The sequence below is a fragment of the Micromonospora rhizosphaerae genome (assembly GCF_900091465.1).
GTDB classification, from domain to species: Bacteria; Actinomycetota; Actinomycetes; order Mycobacteriales; family Micromonosporaceae; genus Micromonospora; species Micromonospora rhizosphaerae.
The window spans coordinates 4,889,913-4,906,958 of the sequence record NZ_FMHV01000002.1 but is presented as its reverse complement, the minus strand read 5'-3'; the positions used below and the strand labels follow the sequence as shown (position 1 = coordinate 4,906,958).

The window sequence follows — 17,046 nt, the reverse complement described above, 5'->3', positions numbered from 1 at the left end:
GCCGATCACGTACGTCGGAAGAGTTAATCGGTTGCCGGGAGCTCGGGCCGGCTGCTGCAATCCGGGCAGAAGCCGACCGAGCGGAGGAGCCAGGCAATGCGAGCAGCGTTCATGTCCATCCAGAAGGGAATCGCCACCTATCCAAAGGACATGACGCTGCGTGAAAACGTTGAACCTGGGAATCCTGGCACATGTCGACGCCGGTAAGACGAGCCTGACGGAGCGGCTGCTGCACAGCGCCGGCGTCATCGACCAGCTCGGCAGCGTCGACGACGGCAGCACCCGCACCGACACCATGGCGCTGGAACGGCAGCGCGGCATCACCATCCGCTCCGCCGTGGTCTCCTTCGTCGTCGACGGGGTGACGGTCAACCTGATCGACACCCCCGGCCACCCCGACTTCATCGCTGAGGTCGAGCGGGTACTCGCCGTGCTCGACGGCGCGGTGCTGGTGGTCTCGGCGGTGGAGGGCGTCCAGGCGCAGACCCGGGTCCTGATGCGGACGCTGCAGCGGCTGCGCATCCCGACCCTGGTCTTCGTCAACAAGGTGGACCGGGGCGGCGCCGACCCGGAGCGGGTGCTGCGCCAGATCGCCGAGAAGCTGACCCCGGCCGTGGTCGCCACCGGTCGGGTCGACGCCCCCGGCACCTGGGCGGCTCGCTGCGTCCCCTTCGGCCCCGAGGACTCCGGCTTCACCGAGCGGCTCGTCGACCTGCTCACCGCGCACGACGACGCGCTGCTCGCCGCGTACGTCGAGGACGAGAGCGCGGTGTCCTCCGGCCGGCTGCGTCGGGCGCTCGCCGCGCAGACCGGACGGGCGCGCGTACACCCGGTCTTCGCCGGCTCGGCGATCACCGGGGCCGGGGTGGACGCGCTGATCGCCGGCATCGCGGAGCTGCTGCCGGCGGCCGAGGGCGACGAGGACGCCGAGCTCTCCGGCACGGTTTTCAAGGTCGAGCGCGGCCCGGCCGGCGAGAAGATCGCGTACGCCCGGATCTTCGCCGGCAGGATCCGGGTCCGCGACCGGGTCCGGTTCCGCCGGGACGAGGAGGCCAAGGTCACCGCGATCGGCGTGTTCGAGGATGGGGACGCCGTGCCCCGCCCGTCGGTCGGCGCCGGCCGGATCGCCAAGCTCTGGGGGCTGGGCGACATCCGGATCGGCGACCCGCTCGGCACGCCGCCCGATCGGCCGGCCGGTCGCCACCACTTCTCCCCGCCGACGCTGGAGACGGTCGTCGTGCCGTGCCGGGCGGCCGACCGGGCGGCGCTGCACACCGCCCTCACCCAGCTCGCCGAGCAGGACCCGCTGATCAACCTCCGGCAGGACGACCTCCGGCAGGAGATCTCCGTGTCCCTCTACGGCGAGGTGCAGAAGGAGGTCATCCAGGCCACCCTGGCCGACGAGCACGGCGTGGCGGTGACCTTCCGGGAGACCACCACCGTCTGTGTCGAACGGCCGGTCGGCGTCGGCGCCGCAGTCGAGTGGATCGGCAAGGAGCCGAACCCTTTCCTCGGCACGGTCGGCCTGCGGATCGAACCGGCGCCGATCGGCAGCGGCGTCGAGTTCCGGCTCGGCATCGAACTCGGCTCGATGCCGCTGGCCTTCCTCAAGGCCATCGAGGAGACGGTCCGGGAGACCCTGCGGCAGGGCCTGTCCGGCTGGCAGGTCACCGACTGCCTGGTCACCCTCACCCACGGCGGCTACTGGGCCCGGCAGAGCCACTCCCACGGCGTCTTCGACAAGAGCATGTCCAGCACCGCCGGCGACTTCCGCAACCTCACCCCGCTGGTGCTGATGGACGCCCTCACCCGCGCCGGGACCCGGGTGTACGAGCCGATGCACCGCTTCCGCCTCGACCTGCCGGCCGACCTGTTCGGCACGGTCCTGCCGGTGCTGGCCCGCCTCGACGCCGTACCCCGGACCTCCACCATGCGCGGCACGTCCCACCTGGTGGAGGGGGAGGTGCCGGCCGTGCGGGTGCACGCACTGGAGAAGCAGTTGCCGGCGCTGACCCGGGGCGAGGGCGTGCTCGAATCCGAGTTCGACCACTACCGGCTGGTCCGTGGCCTCGCGCCGAGCCGACCCCGCTGGGACCACAACCCGCTCAACCGCAAGGACTACCTGCTGGCCGTCGCCCGGCGGGTCACCGCCCGCCCCGATCAGCGCTGACCTGCGTTCGGGTGGTGCATTGCCGGGCTTAGCGCGGGTATCGGGCACGCACCGCGTCGATGCAGGTGTCGCGCGAGGTCGGGCCGCCGAACCGGTGCCGGTCGTACCCGGTGAAGGCCGGCTCCAGCGCGTCCAGCTCGTCGACCAGCGCGTGCAGCCGGGCCGACCAGTCCGCCGACCCGGCGTCCGGCTCATCGGGCGCCGACCGGATCGCCGCCGTCAGCTCATCCTTGCGCCGGATGCTGTCCGGGGTGACGGACCGCAGGCAGACGTACCGGCCGCTGAGGTAGGCGTCCCATTCCGCCGTCCCCTCCGCCGGGTCCGCCCAGTGCCCGATGAACCAGGCCGCCAGCCGCTCCGGGCCGCCCGCCCGCTCGGCCAGCGCGAACAGGTCGGCCGGGACCATCTCCGCGCCGTCCGAGCGCAGATAACCCGGCATCGGCAGCCGCCGGTCCAGCATCAACCGGCGTACGTCGTCCGGGTCCCGACCGGCCGCCGCGCACAGCTCCTCGAGCACCACGAACTCTTCGCTGACGTACGCGTTGTCCGCCGCCGTCATCAAGTGCTCCCCGTTGACCTCGCGAAACCGCTCCGCCACCCGACGCCTCAACTCCACGCTCGCCCCTCCCGGACCGGCCGCCCCGGTGCTCCCGGGCAGGTTAGGCACCAGATCCTTCGGCCCCGGCCGAAGCGTCGCCGCCCCACCGCTCGATCCGGGCGAGCGCGTGGGCGCACAACTCGTCGGCCGCTTCCCGCCAGCGGGATTCCTCGCTCGGTGCCCGCCGGCGCCAACTGCGGCCGAGCACCGCGTCCCGGGACGTCGCGATCAGCGCGAACAGGCGGGGCTCCTGCTCCACCCGCACCCGCCGGCCCGGCCTCCCTGGGTCGTCGTCGGTCCGGGCGTACCGCAGCAGGGTGTTGGCCGCGTGGTACCGGACCAGGTACTCCCGGTCGCGGACCGCCCCGCCAAGCGCCCCGATCAGCGTCACCGTGGGCGGGAAGCGGTCCAACGCGATCGCGGCGTCCATCCGGGTGCCCCAGTGGCGTGCCTCGCCGAGCACCGAGACGATCGGCTCGGCCCACCGGTCGTCGCCGCTCAACCGGTGCAGCGTCACGGCGAGCTCGACCAGGAAGGACCCCGACGCGGTCGGCACCGCCGCCCGAAGCAGGTGGCTCGCCCCACGAGGCTCCAGCCCGGCCTCGGCGAGCACCGCCACGGACTCCGCGGCCACCGGGTCGCCGTCCTCGAGCCCGGCCGCCAGCATCCGCCTGACCATCCCCGGGTCGTCACGCGCCACCCGCAGCAGTCGGCTGAATTCCGGCCCGTCGTGCCAGACCAGGTACGGATCGCCGAAGATGTCCCGCCGCCACCGCCGCCACTCCTCGACGGTGGCCGGTGACCTCGCCTCGCCCGGCCGCATGTCCACATCGTGCCGCCGACCGTTGCCTGCCGCACGCCGGCCGTGCCACCGCCGAATATCAATTGCGGCGACCGCACGGCGGGCTTACCTTCATCGGGCAACGTCAACCGGATCAACCCAGGGAGTACGCCGTGTCGCAGCGCACCCGCACCGAGGCCCCGCGGTCCATGCCGCGCGGCGGTGCCCTGCTGCCCGAAGGCGAACGAGCCCTGGGCCTGTGCCGGCAGCAGCGTTGGCAATCGGGGTGGCGGCGCGACTAGCGCCAGCGCGACACGCGCAGCCGCCCGCCCCGCGAAGGGGGACCGGGCGGCTTTTTCGTCACCCCACTTCCGCTCAGGGGCGTAGCTCAACCGGAAGAGCACCGGATTCCAAACCCGATGGTTGCAGGTTCGAATCCTGTCGCCCCTGCTCCTGTGCCCCGGCCCCGGCCGGCGACCTCGCTCCTTCTCAACTCCACAGTGGACGACATGAGCACGACCCCGGCCGGCGCCCCGACGCGCCGGCCGGAGCGACACGTCCGGGACGAGGGAGCTGGCTGACCCGCTCGCCTTGGGCGGGAGAGACACGGGCTTCGATTCCCCGGTCCCGGACTTCGCCGGATGGTTCCCGCCATCCTGCACGGGCCGTTGGAGCAATTGGCAGCTCACCCGGTTCTCAGCCGGGCGGTTACGGGTTCGAGTCCCGTACGGCCTACGCCGGTCCCACCCGGGACCATGCGGTTGTAGCGCAGTCAGGCAGCGCGTCACCTCGCCATGGTGAAGATCGCCGGTTCGAATCCGGCCAGCCGCTCGACCACACCCCCGACACGAGGAGACGACGATGGGATTCACCCCGCTGGCCGGCACCCGGGCGCCGGTACGGGTCTGGACCGACCCGTACACGATCGAGGCGCAGGCCGCGCGGCAGCTGCGCAACATCGGCGCGCTGCCCTGGGTGCAGGGCGTCGCCGTCATGCCAGACGTGCACTTCGGCAAGGGCGCCACCGTCGGCTCGGTCATCGCCATGCGGCAGGCCGTCTCGCCGGCCGCGGTCGGCGTCGACATCGGCTGCGGCATGTCCGCCGTACGGACCTCGCTCACCGCGGCCGACCTGCCGGACGACCTCGCCCCGCTGCGCTCGGCCATCGAGGCGGCCATCCCGGTCGGCTTCGCGATGCGCGACGACGCGGTCGACCCGCGCCGGGTCCGCGGCCTCGAGCAGGCCGGCTGGGACGCCTTCTGGCGTCGGTTCGGCACCCTGGACCGCCGGGTGGCGCAGCTGGAGACCCGGGCGCAGCGGCAGCTGGGGACCCTCGGCGGCGGCAACCATTTCATCGAGGTCTCCGTCGAGCAGGGCGGCCCCGACGACGGTCAGGTCTGGCTGATGCTGCACTCCGGCTCCCGCAACATCGGCAAGGAGTTGGCCGAGCGGCACATGGCGGTGGCCCGCGGGCTGCCGCACAACGTCGACCTGCCCGACCGGGACCTGGCGGTGTTCCTCGCCGGCACCCCGGAGATGGACGCCTACCGCCGGGACCTCTGGTGGGCACAGGAGTACGCGCAGCGCAACCGAGCCGTCATGCTCGCCCTGCTCTGCAACGTGATCGGCGACGAGTTCCCGCACGTCTCGTTCGGCGAGCCCATCTCGTGTCACCACAACTACGTGGCGGAGGAGAGCTACGACGGCGTGGAGGTGCTGGTGACCCGCAAGGGTGCCATCCGCGCCGGCCGGGGTGACCTGGGCATCGTCCCGGGGTCGATGGGCACCGGCTCGCACATCGTGCGCGGCAAGGGCAACCCGGACGCGTACTGCTCCGCGTCGCACGGGGCCGGGCGGCGGATGTCGCGCGGCCAGGCGAAGCGGACGTACAGCACCGCCGACCTGGCGCGGCAGACCGCCGGGGTGGAGTGCCGCAAGGACGCCGGGGTGGTCGACGAGATCCCCGGCGCGTACAAGGACATCACCAAGGTGATGGCGCAGCAGGACGACCTCGTCGAGGTGGTGGCGCACCTCAAGCAGGTCGTCTGCGTGAAGGGTTAGACCGGCCGGCGCCCGCGGGGGGTGGGCGCCGGTCGTACGCCCCGGTGGCGCAGCGGAGAGCGCGCCGGTCTACGAAACCGGAGGGCCCAGGTTCGAATCCTGGTCGGGGCACGGCGGGTACGCGAATGGCGCGGTGGACGAATGGGGAGAGTCGCCCGGCTTTCACCCGGGACACGTTGCGGGTTCGAATCCCGTCCGCGCTGCTCATGCCCCCGTGGCGCAGCGGAGAGCGCACCAGTTTCCGAAATTGGGGGTCGCTGGTTCGAATCCAGCCGGGGGCACTGGTTCCGGCACCCGACCGAGTGCCCGAGTGGCCAGGGAACGGTCTGCAAAACCGTCAACGCGGGTTCGATTCCCGCCTCGGTCTCGATCGTGTCGTCCACTGTGGTTCTCCGCCGGAGGACGTGGGTCCAGCTGCTGCTCATAACGGCGGCCCGCCCGGTTCGACACCGGGTCCGGCGACGAGACGCCCCGCGGACGGTGTGTTCAACCGACGGTCCAGCCGTCTGGTCCCTTCCGGCGGCGAGGCCAGCGGCGGCGCTTTGCGGCCGGGCCGGCGCCGGCGGCCTGGTGGCCCTCGGCGGTGGTGGCCATCGATGCGCCATCATCGTCGGGCATGAGGCCTTCTAGCCCGCCGGCCACCGATGCGGCCACGACAGCCACGGGTAGGTCCCCCGGCCTGGCGCCCACCTCCGCCCGAGCGGCGCTGTTCCTGGTCCCGCATCCCGACGACGAAACTCTGGCTGCTGGTGTCCTGCTCGCCGGGCATGCCGCCGCGGGCAGGGAGGTGCACATCCTGCTGCTGACCCGCGGCGAGAAATCTGCGGTCAAGGACATCCTCAACGGGGTCAGGACGTCGCACTGGTGGGGCGTGCCGCACGACCCGACGGTGGAGGGGTACGCCGCCCTGACCGAACGGACCCTCGGCGCGGCCCGGTACCGGGAGCTGGTGGCAGCGGCCGCCGCCCTGGGCGTCACCGAGGACCGGATCCACGAGGCCGGCCTGCCGAACGACGGGGTGACCGTCGAGGAGGTCAAGGCGGCGGTGGTCGCCACCGCCGACGCCATCGGCGGGGACCTCGGCCTCTGGGCACCGTCGTACACCGTTGACGACCACCCCGATCACCTGGCCGCCGGCGAGGCTGTGCGGCAGTTGGGTCTCGACGATCCGATTCGATGGGGGAGCTGTCGCTATTACGTGCTGCCGCCGTACTGGTCGGATCCGCGGCTGGGTTCGGTCGACTGGTGCTGGGACGACCCGATGGAATCGGAGACCGCCGCGCGGGCCCGCAACGCCTGCCGGGCGTACGGGTCGTGGCAGCCACAGGCCGGGGTGTTCGCCTGCGGCTACCACTCGGTGTACGCCATGTTCCGGCAGATCGACGCCAACCCGCGAAGTCTGACCCACGAATAGCGCGGCAGCCGAAGAACGGTACGCGTTGCGGCGACTCGGGTCCGCCCGGCACCTGGCTTCGCTACCGTCGGGATGTGGACAAAATGAACGTGCGCCTGCGTGGCGGGCCGTACGACGGGCAGACCGTGGGCTGGGACGTGCCGAACGCGGACGACCCGCCGCCGTCGTACCAGCTGAAACTGCACGGACCGCACGAGACGGTGGAGACCATCGAATACCGCCGGGCTGAGCGCGCGCCGCAGGGCGCGCCCGAGTCCTGGATCTACGAGGCGTCCGATGGCGGGCCACGGTAGGAAAGCGGTCTCGGCATGAGCGAGGTGCTGGAGGACGGCGACATCTACTTCCTCTACCGCCCGCGGGTGGGCGAGCAGCACGTGGACTCGCTGGAGGAGGTGCAGCGATTGCTGGTGGTGCTGCACCCGTGGCGCGGACGGCAGCGGCTGCGGCTGCTCGTGGTCGGCCGCAAGCACCTACCCGAGATCGACGAGCACAACCGCTTCTGGGGGTTCGTCGACACCGTGGTGAGCCGGCCACAGCAGCTCTACGAAGCGCTCCGGCCGCGCCAGTACGAGACGAAGACCCGTGGTGAGCGCCTGCAACCGGCGGCTCGGCCCGCGGCCGAGGGGGCGTACAGCATCGCCCGCCACGACGACCACACCCATCTGGCGTACCAGCTCGAGCTGCCCCATCGTCTCGGTCCGCCGCAGCACGAACTCGACATCGAACCCGAGGCGAGCTACATCGTCACGGTGAAGAATCCGCAGGCACCGTCGCCGCCCGGGGTCGGTCTGCCGGGGCCCGGCAAGGCGAAGCTCCCAGCTGACCTGCAGGAGCGCTTCCACGGCCGCCGGTTCGCGCCGCTCGATCCGCCCCGGTTCCTCGACCACGGGGGCGTGGAGCTGGTGCTGATCGGGGCGGCCCACGACGCCTCGGCCGAGCTCGGGATCGACCTGGACGCCGAGGTGGAGCGGGCGGCCCGAAACACGATCTTCGAGGATCTGCGCATCGGGCGCGCGGAGCAACCGGCCGCGCCGCTGCTCACCGGCCAGTGGCAGTGACGGTGCCTTGCTCACCTGCTGGCGGTGACGACGACGGGAATCCTCACGACGTTGATCCGGGAACCGTCGCGGGCCGATACCTCGTACACCTCGACGGTGCCGGGCTGGGTCGTGGCGAGTCGGTAGGCGACCGCGGTGCGGTAGTCACCGCGACAACCGGTGCCGCAACTGGCGGTGGTGAAGGCGGTGGCGATCTCCCGTCCGGCGCTGTCGAGGATGCGGATGCTGACGGTCGCCTCGAAGACCTGCGCGGTGCCGGCGAGGGTCACCGGGCTGGTGACCCGCTGGCCGATGGTCGGGGCGGTCACCACGATCGCCGGCAGGAGGTCGGCGTAGTCGCGCCGCGAGACGGACTCGCCCGCCGGGAAGGCGACCCGGCGCACGGTGGGGAACTGGGTGAGGGTGTAGACCACCTGGGCCCGGCGGAGCCGGACCGTCGCTGCCCCGCCGTCGGAGAAGCCCGGCGGAGGGCTCACCACCGCCAGTCCCTCGACAATGCGGACGACCTCGACGCCGGTCGGCAGCAGGGTGGTCAGACCGGCCGCGGCCTCGGCGGGCGATGGCCCGGCGGCCAGCTCGGTGAGGGCCAGCCGGGATGTCGCTACGGTGGCCGGCCGGGTGCGCTGGGTCGGCACGATCCTTCCGGCCGAGACGAACCACAGCTGCAGGGTGATGGTGCCGGACGGTGCGGGGTCGCCGGGCCGGCCGGTCGAGGTCGGTGTTCCCGGGGACGGCCGCGGCGTTGGGGTGCCGGTCGTCAGCGGCGGGACCTTGGTGGGCGGGGCGGCGGTGGTCTCGGCGGGCGGCGCGGCGGTCGGCGCCGGACCGAGCGTCCCGGACCGGGCGTCCGCGCAGCCGGCGGCCAGCAGCGCGATGGCGGCGAGCAGGGCGAGGGGTCGTTTCACCGGGGACCGTCCTCTCCGGCGAGGTCGCCGTTCGCGGGCAGTTCCAGCCGGAACTCGGTGCCGACGCCGGTCTCGCTGTGCACGAGCAGGCGGGCGCCGAGCAGGCGGGCGTTCTCCAGGGCGATGGCCAACCCGAGCCCGCTGCCCGGTCCGGTGCGGGACGGATCGACCTTGTAGAAGCGGTCGAACAGGTGCGGCAGGTGCTCGGCGGGGATGCCCGGCCCCCGGTCGATGACGGTGACCGTGATCAGCGGGCCGTCCTGCCGTACCTCGGCTCGGATCTCGCCGCCGCCGTGCTCGACCGCGTTGCTCACCAGATTGGCCAGCACCCGTTCCAGGCGGCGCGGGTCGGTCGGGACGCGGGCGGCATCGCCGGTCACGGCGACCCGGCCGCTCCAGCCGCGCGCGTCCACGATGGTGCGCAGCAGGGCCGGGACGTCCACCGGGCGGACCGCGACGATCTCCTGCCCGGCGTCCAGTCGGGAGATCTCCATCAGCTCCTCGACCAGTCGTCGCAGCCGGACCACGTCGGTGACGAGAAGTTCGGCGGCCCGGCGGGCGTCCGCGGGCAGCGTGTTCAGCTGCTCGCCGAGCAGCGACCCCGCCGCGACCAGCGCGGTCACCGGGGTACGCAGCTCGTGCGCGACGTCGGCGGTGAACCGCCGCTCCCGGGCCTGGGCCCGGGAAAGCGCTTCGATCTTCGTCTCCAGCGCATCGGCCATCTCGTTGAACGAGGCGGCCCAGGCGCTGAACTCGTCCCGGCCCTGCACCGGCAGCCGGGTGTCCAGCAGCCCCTCGGCGACCGCCCGGGCCGCCCGGCTGGCCCGGCCCACCGGCTCCAGGGTCCGACGGGCCAGGGTGTTGCCGACCGCGGCGGCGAGCAGCACCACCACCCCCCAGCCGACCGCCAACGCCGTACGGAGCTGATGCAGGCCGCCGACGAGCTCGTCCTCCACGGTCACCACGTACAGCTCGGCGGTGGAGCCGGGGATCCGGCCGCCGACCACCAGCAGTTGCGGCCGGGCGCCGTCGGGGGAGCGCTGGTAGCCGAGGTGCCCCGCGGCGACCGCCTCCCGCAGGGCGCGGCCGGGCACCGGCGCGAACCGGGGGTTCGACGCCTCGGCGTCGCCGGCGATCAGCAGCACGTGCCGTCCACTGGCCTCGAAGCTGGTCAGCAGGTCCGCCCGGCGGGTGTCGGTGAGCGGCAGGAACTGTCCGGCCAGCACCAGCTGGTAGCGGGCGTCGGCCGCCGCGCGTTGCAGCGAGCCGTCGAGCCGGGCCTGCCGCAGCATCAGGTACGAGCCACCGGCGAGCACCCCGGCGGAGACGCCGGCGACGAGCACGAACGCGATGACGAGCCGGCGCCGCAGGCGCCCCGGTGACACGCTGCCCGCCACCATCGGGCCCTCACCCCGTCGACAGCTTGTAGCCGGCGCCGCGGACCGTCCTGATCAGCACGGGGTGGCCCGGGTCGTCCTCGACCTTGCCGCGCAGCCGTTGCACCGCCACGTCCACCAGCCGGGAGTCGCCGAGGTAGGCGTGCCCCCACACCCGGTCCAGCAGCAGCTCGCGGGTGAACACCTGCCCGGGTCGGCGGGCCAGCTCCAGCAGCAGCCGGAACTCGGTCGCGGTCAGGGTCAGCTCCCGGCCCGCCTTGCGGGCCACGAACCGCGCCGGGTCGATCTCCAACGGGCCGACCGTCACGGTGGTCTCCTCGACCGGGGCGACCGTCCGGCGCAGCACCGCGCGGACCCGGGCGACCAGCTCCGGCAGGTCGAACGGCTTGCGGAGGTAGTCGTCGGCGCCGCACTCCAGGCCGACCACCACGTCGATGGTGTCGGTGCGTGCGGTGAGCATCAGGATCGGCACCTGACTGGTCCGGCGGACCTCCCGGCAGACCTCGAAGCCGTCCAGGCCGGGCAGCATCACGTCGAGCACGATCAGGTCCATCGGCCGGGCCCGCCAGGCGGCCAGGGCCGCCCGGCCGTCGACCGCGGTCTCCACTCGGAACCCGGCCCGCCGCAGACCGAGGGCGGTCACCTCCCGGATGGAGGCATCGTCCTCGACCAGTAGCACGCGGCCCTCCATGAGGATCTCAGGGTAGCCCGGCACGACGGCCCGGGACCCTGGCGCAACGGTCGGTGATGAGGGCCGGCCGGCCCTCATCACCGCCGAGTGGGTCACTGCTGCCACCGGTGGGCCACGTCGATCACGATCCGGCTGTGGGTGCCCGGACCGGGGAGGACGAACACCCGGTACGGCAGCTGCGCCCGGACGCCGACGGCGAAGGTGGTGTAGCCCTCGAAGCTGCCGCCGAAGACCACGTCCCGCAGCGTCCGGTAGCCCAGCGCGTTGGCCGCGTGCTGCCCGGTGCGGTACGGCACGGTGGCGACGTGCTGCTCGTCGTACGCCGGGGCCCGCAGGGAGACCCGGAGCAGCGCGCCGCCGGCGGTGTAGGGGGACAGCGCCAGCCCCTGCCCCTCGGTCAAGGTCTCCCCGTACGCGACCGAGTAGCCGTTGGCCGGGCCGGCGAACTCGAAGACCACCCGGTCCCAGCAGTCGTGCTGGCCGGTGCGGACCTCGACCAGCGGGCCGGTGCTGAGCGTGCCGGCCGCCTTGGCCGTGCTGCCCCAGGTGATCCCGCAGTACGGCGTCGCCGCGGTGGCGCCGCCCGTGCCGGCGACCAGCCCGCCGAGCACGACGGCCAGCGCCAGCAGCGCTCTCTTCAGTCTCATCGTGTCCTCCTGTCGGTGCTCCACTGGGGACCACCACCGGTGGTCCCGGCTCGACGGTCGGACCGGCGTGCCACAGCGGCTTCGCAGCCGGGTAACCGTCAGGTAACAGCCGGCGGGGGGCGCGTTCGCGGCGGGAGGCGGTCCGCTTCGCGGGCGTCGGGCCGGTCAGCGGTCGGCTGCGGGCAGCGCGGCCGGGTCGGTCAGCGTCCGCAGCGGCGGGCGGAACACCGGCAGCCAGGTCAGTCAACCGGATCGACCAGTACGTCTCCTGGGACGACGGGACGTTGCACGTGGACCACCTGACCCACTCCGGTGAGGTGGCCCTGGACGGCCGGGGCCTGCTGCTGGTCCCGTCGGTCTTCGCCGGGTCGCGGGTCTGGTCCAACCTGTCCGAGCGGGCCGCGCAGCCGGTCCTGCGCTGTCCGGCCCGCGCGGTCGGGACACTCTGGGAGCGCAGCGCGGCCCCGGCCAGCGAGGCCCTGGCCCGGGTCCTGGGCCGCACCCGGGCGACGCTGCTGCACGAGCTGGCCGTGCCGACCGCCACCACCGAGCTGGCCCGGCGCCGCGGGGTCACCGCCGGCACGGTGTCGCACCACCTCACCGCGCTGCGCGACGCCGGGTTGGTGGGCACCCATCGGGTCGGGCGGCTCCTGCTCTACGCCCGGACCAGCTCCGCGGAGGCGTTGATCGCCGGGGCCGGGTCGACCGAGGAGACCGGTCGCGCAGAATGAGCTGATGTCTCCGCGTACTCCCTCGGTGTCCTGCGTCTTCGTCTGCCACGACGGCGCCGGCCGGCTGCTGCTCGCCCGGCGCGGTGCCGGGGCCCGCGACGAACCCGGCACCTGGGACACCGGCGCGGGCGCGCTGGAGTACGGCGAGACCTTCGAGGCCGCCGTCACCCGCGAGGTCCGCGAGGAGTACGCGACGTCACCGCTGGCGATCACCCTGCTCGGGGTCCGCAACGTGCTGCGCGACGACCCGCCCTCGCACTGGGTGGCGGTGGTCTTCGCGGTCCGGGTCGACCCGGCCACGGTCGCCATCGGCGAGCCGCACAAGTTCGACCGGCTCGGCTGGTACAGCCGCGACGCCCTGCCGGAGCCGCTGCACTCGCAGCTCGCGCCGACGCTGGCGATGCTGCCGCCGCACCTCGAATGAACCGGCGTCTCGGGTGACCGGATGCCGGTCACCCGACGTCGGCTCCTCCAGTCCCGCGGCGCCGCCGTGGGTGTCGCGGGGCTCGGCGCGGGCGGTGTCGCCCTGGTCGACGTCGAGGTGCTAGCCGGCCGGTCGGTGCTCAACCACGCGCTCGGTCGCTGCGACGCCCGGCCGGGCCGACGCCGCCGCCGGTCACCGGGAACTTCCGCTCCGCGGCGCGCCGCCGAGAGATCGGCTTCGCCATCTCCTACCCACCCGGGTACGCCCCGGGCGCGAAGCTACCCGTCTGCCTGGCCCTGCACGGGTACGCGGCGAACGCCGGCACCGCCGTCGCGGCCGCCCGGTACCCGGAGTTCCTCGCCGGCGCGATGCGGGACGGGGTGGCCCCGTTCGCCCTCGCCGCGCCGGACGGCGGGAACGGTTACTGGCATCCACACGCCGACGACGACCCGCTCGGCATGCTCGTCGACGAGTTCCTGCCGCTGCTCGCCGAACGCGGTCTGCGCACCGACCGGATCGCGGTGGCCGGCTGGTCGATGGCGGGTACGGGGCGCTGCTGGCCGCGCTGACCCACCCCGGCCGCTTCCGGGCGGTGGTGGCCACCTCACCGGCGATCTTCCACTCCTACGCCGACGCCCGGGGCGTCAACGCCGGCGCCTTCGACAGCGCCCGGGAGTGGGCCCGGTACGACGTGACCGCCCGCGCCCGGGAGCTCGCCGGGCTGCCGGCGCGGATCGCGATCGGCGCGGCCGACCCGTTCGCCCCGGCCGTGCGGACGCTGCGCGACCGGCTACCGAACCCGGGCGTCGTCCAGGTCACCACCGGCTGCCACGACAATGCCTTCTGGGCGTCCATGGCCCCGCCCCACGTCCGGGCGATCAGCGTCGCGCTGACAGGTTGACGTCCCCGGCATCGTTGATGTGGACGGGGGTGATTCACGGTGGTGGCTGCGACCGATCAGGCCGGGGACGCAAATCTCCCGTCTTCCGCTCGTCAGGGCGTGGGACAGGTCGGGTCGGCGTAGATGGTGACGTAGATGCCGGCCGGGCTGAGCACTGACCACTGCGGCGACGGCGGCCGGTCCGCCGTGCTCGGGCGGACATCGACCCGTTGCTCCGGATCCGAGCGGATGACGAGGCGGCTGGGCACCTCAAGCACGCTACGGCAGTAGGTGAGGAAGACCGATCCGTCCGCGACCGGCCCGCGGTCGCCGGCCGGCGTGAACCGCCAGCCCGCCTCCCGGGCCACCGGGTCGAACGTGCGTCGCAGCGCCCCATCGTCGTAGCCGCGCGACAGCCGCCAGGTGAGGGACACGGAGGTGTTCGTGGTGTCCTCCCGGCTCACCCGCTCGCATCCCTTGCTGCGGATGACGTCACCCGCGCGCCGCGCCCCCTGCGGCCGCACCGCGAGGACCGGGTCGTCGGCGTACGCGTCCAGCAGCCCGTCCTCGTCGTCGGGCACGGTGCAGCCCGGCACCCGGGCGGCGTCGTGTGCGCCCACCCACCCGCAGCCGGTCAGCGTCGCCGCGAGCATCGCGGCGAACGGCAGGCACGATCGCCATCTCATGGGCGCACGATAATGGCCGATCCGTGGCCCGGCTGCCCCGTCACCGGCTACTTGCGGCCGGATCGCGTACCGGATAGTCGGCCTGGAAGGCGAGCCGGCGGTCGGCGTCGACGGAGCCGGCCCGGACAGCTCTTCGGGACGGGTGTTGCGATCAAGATCCGGAGCGCCAGGATTCGCTGTCGCAGACCTTCGGGCCGTCGGTCTGCAGACCGACGACCAGACCGATCTCGTCGGCGGAGCCGTCGACGTAGGTCAGGCTGACGGGGAATGCCAGGTACGTCCCGTCGATGCCGCTGGACTCCGTCGGGTCGCCGATCGCGTAGGACACGAACGCCCGCTGCTGGCGGAGGAATGCCACATGCTCCGTTTCGGGGTAGTCCTCGAGCACGTCGGAGCAGAGTTGCTGGTACGCGGCAAGGTAGTCGCCATCCTCCACCCGCGTCAGATACCCGCCCAGCGCAGCCCGGGCCGCCCGCCGGTCCTGTCTGTCATTCGCCTTGCCGACCAGATCGAGCACTCCGCAGCAGGTGAGGACGCAGATCACCGAACCGAGCGCCAGCACGACGGTTCCCCGCGTGCGCCCCGCCACGGAGATCACGCAGCGGAGACTATCCGTCGGCGCGGGCCTTGTCCGTCCGGGCGACCCGGCCTCTGCCTTCCGCCGGAGGTGAGGGCGTGGGGTCGTACCGGTACGGTGCTCGCCGTGACCGCAGACGATCACCTCTCCGCCGGCCCCGTCGCCGTGCTGGCCAACCCGACCGCCGGCCGGGGACGGCACCGTGGCCTGTTGCCCCGACTGCTCGAGCGGCTGGCGGACGCCGGCCGTCCGGTCCGGCTGCTGGAGGCGCACACCCCGGCCGAGGCGGAGGCGGCGTGCGACGCGGCGGTCGCCGACGGTGCCAGCGCGCTGGTCGCGGTCGGTGGCGACGGCACGGTCCACCGGGCGTTGCAGGCGGTCGCCGGTACGGCGGTGCCGTTCGGCCCCGTTCCCGCCGGCACGGGTAACGACTTCGCCGTCGACACCGGGTTCCCCGCCGACCCGCTCGCCGCCGTCGACGTGATCGCGGCCGCGCTGCGGGAGGGGCGGACCCGACCAATCGACCTGGCCCGGATGAGCGGCGCCGACGGCGACGACCGCTGGTACGGGGCGGTTGTCGCGGCCGGCTTCGACGCGATCGTCAACGAGCGAGCCAACCGGATGCGCTGGCCGCGCGGACCGCGCCGCTACGACCTGGCGATCCTGGTGGAGCTGGCCCGGCTGCGCCCGCGCCGGTACACCCTGCGTCTCGACGGCGAGGCGCAGGAGGTGGACGCCGTTCTGGTGGCGGTGGGCAACTGCCCCACCTACGGCGGCGGGATGCGAATCTGCCCCGATGCCGATCCGACCGACGGGCTGCTGGACGTGGTGGTCGGAGGGCGGTTCGACCGGCGGACCCTGATGCGGGTGAAGCCGCGCATCTACCAGGGCACCCATGTCAACCACCCGCTGGTGCGCAGCTACCGGGCCCGGACGGTGGAGGTGTCCGCCGAGGGCATCACCACGTACGCCGACGGGGAGCGGGCGCTGGACCTGCCGGTGCGGATCACCGCCGTGCCGCAGGCCGTGCGGCTGCTGCGCTGAGCTGCCCGTCCGGCCCTTCGGCGACCGGCCCGACCGCCTCGTCGGCCCGCTTGCCGCCGGCCCGGACCGCGCCGACGCTGGCGGCGATCACCAGGCCGATCGCGACGATCTCCACCGCGCGCAGCTCCTGGCCCAGAACCAGGTAACCGGCGACGGCGGCGATAGCCGGGCCGAGGCTCATCAGCACCGCGAAGGTGGCGGTGGGCAGCCGGCGCAGCGCCAGCAGTTCGAGCGTGTACGGCAGCACCGAGGCCAGTACGGCCAGCCCGGTCCCGAGCCCCAGCACCGCGGGATGCCACAGCCGCGATCCGGCCCCGGCCAGGCCGATCGGCAGGGTGACGAGGGCGGCCACGGTCAGCGCCAGGGCCAGCCCGTCGGCGCGCGGGAACCGGCCGCCGACCCGGGCCGAGCAGACGATGTACGCCGCCCACATCGCGCCCGCAGCGAGCGCGAGCGCGGCGCCGAGCGGGTCGAGCCGGTCGAAGCCGCCCTGGCCGAGCAGCGCCACCCCGGCGAGTGCCAGCCCGGCCCAGCCCCAGGCGGCCAGCCGGCGGGCGGTGAACACCGACAGCGCGAGCGGCCCGAGCACCTCCAGGGTGACCGCCGGGCCGAGCGGGATCCGCTCGATGGCCTGGTAGAAGATCGAGTTCATGCCGGCGAGGGCGAGGCCGAACGCGACCACCGACGCCCAGTCGGCGCGGTCGTGCCCGCGCAGCCTCGGGCGGCACACCGAGAGCATCAGCAGGGCGCCGATGGTGAGTCGCAAGGTCACCGCCCCGGCCACCCCGGTATGCGGGAAGAGCAGCGCGGCGACCGCGGACCCGAACTGCACCGACAGCGCCCCGCCGAGCACCAGCCCGACCGCTCCCACCTGACCGCCGCGGAGGCGGCGTAGGGAACGTGTCGGCGTGGGCGGGCTGAGCGTGCGGGTCATGCCCCCGACGCTATCCGGGCGACCAGGCCGAGTTTCGGCGGGTCGCGC

Annotated in this window: 19 protein-coding genes and 7 tRNA genes; 17 read left to right on the top strand and 9 right to left on the bottom strand. The window is 73.5% G+C overall.

The features are described 5' to 3' along the window. The first annotated feature begins 160 nt into the window (after positions 1–160). Positions 161–2,170, top strand: a complete 2,010-nt coding sequence (locus tag GA0070624_RS23085) for an elongation factor G (protein WP_091344501.1) — start codon at positions 161–163, stop codon at positions 2,168–2,170. 28 nt (positions 2,171–2,198) lie between these two features. Here the strand turns inward: GA0070624_RS23085 and GA0070624_RS23080 are convergent, their stop codons facing one another. Continuing rightward, the gene (locus GA0070624_RS23080; RefSeq protein ID WP_091344498.1) at positions 2,199–2,786 is read right to left on the bottom strand and encodes a DUF6058 family natural product biosynthesis protein; all 588 of its coding nucleotides are present in this window, start codon (positions 2,784–2,786) and stop codon (positions 2,199–2,201) included. Positions 2,787–2,829: 43 nt separating this feature from the next. Continuing rightward, positions 2,830–3,591, bottom strand: coding sequence for a hypothetical protein (locus GA0070624_RS23075; protein WP_091344495.1), 762 nt, complete (start codon positions 3,589–3,591; stop codon positions 2,830–2,832). A gap of 335 nt (positions 3,592–3,926) precedes the next feature. Between GA0070624_RS23075 and GA0070624_RS23070 the strand changes: the two genes are divergently transcribed. From GA0070624_RS23070 to GA0070624_RS23020, 11 genes are all read left to right on the top strand, one after another. Further along, positions 3,927–3,999, top strand: a tRNA-Trp gene (locus GA0070624_RS23070). Between the two features lie 212 nt (positions 4,000–4,211). Further along, positions 4,212–4,284 (top strand) — tRNA-Glu (locus GA0070624_RS23065). Positions 4,285–4,306: 22 nt separating this feature from the next. Further along, positions 4,307–4,380, top strand: a tRNA-Gly gene (locus GA0070624_RS23060). 30 nt (positions 4,381–4,410) lie between these two features. Next, entirely contained in the window at positions 4,411–5,610 is a 1,200-nt protein-coding gene (locus GA0070624_RS23055; RefSeq protein WP_091344494.1) for an RtcB family protein, read from the top strand. A 38-nt stretch (positions 5,611–5,648) separates the two neighbouring features. Continuing rightward, positions 5,649–5,721, top strand: a tRNA-Arg gene (locus GA0070624_RS23050). A 16-nt stretch (positions 5,722–5,737) separates the two neighbouring features. Next, positions 5,738–5,813: transfer RNA gene (locus GA0070624_RS23045), tRNA-Glu, on the top strand. Positions 5,814–5,818: 5 nt separating this feature from the next. Then, a tRNA-Arg gene (locus GA0070624_RS23040) sits at positions 5,819–5,891 on the top strand. A 15-nt stretch (positions 5,892–5,906) separates the two neighbouring features. Then, a tRNA-Cys gene (locus GA0070624_RS23035) sits at positions 5,907–5,977 on the top strand. Between the two features lie 249 nt (positions 5,978–6,226). Beyond that, positions 6,227–7,024, top strand: coding sequence for a PIG-L family deacetylase (locus GA0070624_RS23030; RefSeq protein ID WP_091344491.1), 798 nt, complete (start codon positions 6,227–6,229; stop codon positions 7,022–7,024). Between the two features lie 74 nt (positions 7,025–7,098). Next, positions 7,099–7,317 carry a hypothetical protein gene (locus GA0070624_RS23025; protein WP_141715140.1) on the top strand — a complete coding sequence of 73 codons (219 nt, stop codon included), beginning with the start codon at positions 7,099–7,101 and terminating at the stop codon, positions 7,315–7,317. A 15-nt stretch (positions 7,318–7,332) separates the two neighbouring features. Further along, the gene (locus GA0070624_RS23020) at positions 7,333–8,082 is read left to right on the top strand and encodes a hypothetical protein (RefSeq protein ID WP_091344485.1); all 750 of its coding nucleotides are present in this window, start codon (positions 7,333–7,335) and stop codon (positions 8,080–8,082) included. 11 nt (positions 8,083–8,093) lie between these two features. On the opposite strand, the gene GA0070624_RS23015 is transcribed toward GA0070624_RS23020, so the two are convergent. The 4 genes from GA0070624_RS23015 to GA0070624_RS23000 all read right to left on the bottom strand — a co-directional run bounded on the left by GA0070624_RS23015 (position 8,094) and on the right by GA0070624_RS23000 (position 11,722). Then, the gene (locus GA0070624_RS23015; protein ID WP_245718941.1) at positions 8,094–8,987 is read right to left on the bottom strand and encodes a Gmad2 immunoglobulin-like domain-containing protein; all 894 of its coding nucleotides are present in this window, start codon (positions 8,985–8,987) and stop codon (positions 8,094–8,096) included. Continuing rightward, positions 8,984–10,372: a sensor histidine kinase gene (locus tag GA0070624_RS23010; RefSeq protein ID WP_245718940.1), complete on the bottom strand. Its 1,389-nt coding sequence runs from the start codon at positions 10,370–10,372 to the stop codon at positions 8,984–8,986. The genes GA0070624_RS23015 and GA0070624_RS23010 overlap by 4 nt, the downstream gene beginning before the upstream one ends. 22 nt (positions 10,373–10,394) lie before the next feature. Continuing rightward, entirely contained in the window at positions 10,395–11,075 is a 681-nt protein-coding gene (locus GA0070624_RS23005; RefSeq protein WP_091344476.1) for a response regulator transcription factor, read from the bottom strand. Positions 11,076–11,167: 92 nt separating this feature from the next. Then, positions 11,168–11,722, bottom strand: a complete 555-nt coding sequence (locus GA0070624_RS23000) for an AMIN-like domain-containing (lipo)protein (protein ID WP_176731828.1) — start codon at positions 11,720–11,722, stop codon at positions 11,168–11,170. 290 nt (positions 11,723–12,012) lie between these two features. Here GA0070624_RS23000 and GA0070624_RS22995 point away from each other — a divergent pair, with 290 nt between their 5' ends. The 4 genes from GA0070624_RS22995 (at position 12,013) to GA0070624_RS35960 (ending at position 13,778) form a co-directional block, all read left to right on the top strand. Continuing rightward, a complete protein-coding gene (locus tag GA0070624_RS22995; RefSeq protein WP_245718939.1) occupies positions 12,013–12,453 on the top strand; it encodes an ArsR/SmtB family transcription factor in 441 nt (146 codons plus the stop codon). 4 nt (positions 12,454–12,457) lie between these two features. Then, positions 12,458–12,877 carry an NUDIX domain-containing protein gene (locus GA0070624_RS22990; RefSeq protein ID WP_091344471.1) on the top strand — a complete coding sequence of 140 codons (420 nt, stop codon included), beginning with the start codon at positions 12,458–12,460 and terminating at the stop codon, positions 12,875–12,877. A 368-nt stretch (positions 12,878–13,245) separates the two neighbouring features. Then, entirely contained in the window at positions 13,246–13,446 is a 201-nt protein-coding gene (locus GA0070624_RS35965) for an alpha/beta hydrolase (RefSeq protein WP_091344468.1), read from the top strand. 26 nt (positions 13,447–13,472) lie between these two features. Beyond that, positions 13,473–13,778, top strand: a complete 306-nt coding sequence (locus GA0070624_RS35960; protein ID WP_245718938.1) for a hypothetical protein — start codon at positions 13,473–13,475, stop codon at positions 13,776–13,778. Between the two features lie 92 nt (positions 13,779–13,870). Here the strand turns inward: GA0070624_RS35960 and GA0070624_RS22975 are convergent, their stop codons facing one another. Then, positions 13,871–14,443 carry a hypothetical protein gene (locus GA0070624_RS22975; RefSeq protein WP_176731827.1) on the bottom strand — a complete coding sequence of 191 codons (573 nt, stop codon included), beginning with the start codon at positions 14,441–14,443 and terminating at the stop codon, positions 13,871–13,873. Positions 14,444–14,594: 151 nt separating this feature from the next. Beyond that, a complete protein-coding gene (locus tag GA0070624_RS22970) occupies positions 14,595–15,041 on the bottom strand; it encodes a hypothetical protein (protein WP_091344456.1) in 447 nt (148 codons plus the stop codon). A 96-nt stretch (positions 15,042–15,137) separates the two neighbouring features. Here GA0070624_RS22970 and GA0070624_RS22965 point away from each other — a divergent pair, with 96 nt between their 5' ends. Next, on the top strand, positions 15,138–16,064 hold the full coding sequence (locus tag GA0070624_RS22965) for a diacylglycerol kinase (RefSeq protein WP_091344451.1): 927 nt from the start codon (positions 15,138–15,140) through the stop codon (positions 16,062–16,064). Here GA0070624_RS22965 and GA0070624_RS22960 read toward each other — a convergent pair. Beyond that, positions 16,027–16,998, bottom strand: a complete 972-nt coding sequence (locus GA0070624_RS22960; protein ID WP_091344447.1) for an EamA family transporter — start codon at positions 16,996–16,998, stop codon at positions 16,027–16,029. The genes GA0070624_RS22965 and GA0070624_RS22960 overlap by 38 nt on opposite strands. Positions 16,999–17,046 lie beyond the last annotated feature (48 nt).

Bases quoted from the DNA above. Each gene is read 5' to 3' on its own strand.
- GA0070624_RS22990 (WP_091344471.1), top strand. From the start codon at position 12,458: ATGTCTCCGCGTACTCCCTCGGTGTCCTGCGTCTTCGTCTGCCACGAC.
- GA0070624_RS23055 (WP_091344494.1), top strand. From the start codon at position 4,411: ATGGGATTCACCCCGCTGGCCGGCACCCGGGCGCCGGTACGGGTCTGG.
- GA0070624_RS23030 (WP_091344491.1), top strand. From the start codon at position 6,227: ATGAGGCCTTCTAGCCCGCCGGCCACCGATGCGGCCACGACAGCCACG.
- GA0070624_RS23075 (WP_091344495.1), bottom strand. From the start codon at position 3,591: ATGCGGCCGGGCGAGGCGAGGTCACCGGCCACCGTCGAGGAGTGGCGG.
- GA0070624_RS22975 (WP_176731827.1), bottom strand. From the start codon at position 14,443: ATGAGATGGCGATCGTGCCTGCCGTTCGCCGCGATGCTCGCGGCGACG.
- GA0070624_RS23005 (WP_091344476.1), bottom strand. From the start codon at position 11,075: ATGGAGGGCCGCGTGCTACTGGTCGAGGACGATGCCTCCATCCGGGAG.
- GA0070624_RS22960 (WP_091344447.1), bottom strand. From the start codon at position 16,998: ATGACCCGCACGCTCAGCCCGCCCACGCCGACACGTTCCCTACGCCGC.
- GA0070624_RS23000 (WP_176731828.1), bottom strand. From the start codon at position 11,722: ATGAGACTGAAGAGAGCGCTGCTGGCGCTGGCCGTCGTGCTCGGCGGG.
- GA0070624_RS23020 (WP_091344485.1), top strand. From the start codon at position 7,333: ATGAGCGAGGTGCTGGAGGACGGCGACATCTACTTCCTCTACCGCCCG.
- GA0070624_RS35965 (WP_091344468.1), top strand. From the start codon at position 13,246: ATGCGGGACGGGGTGGCCCCGTTCGCCCTCGCCGCGCCGGACGGCGGG.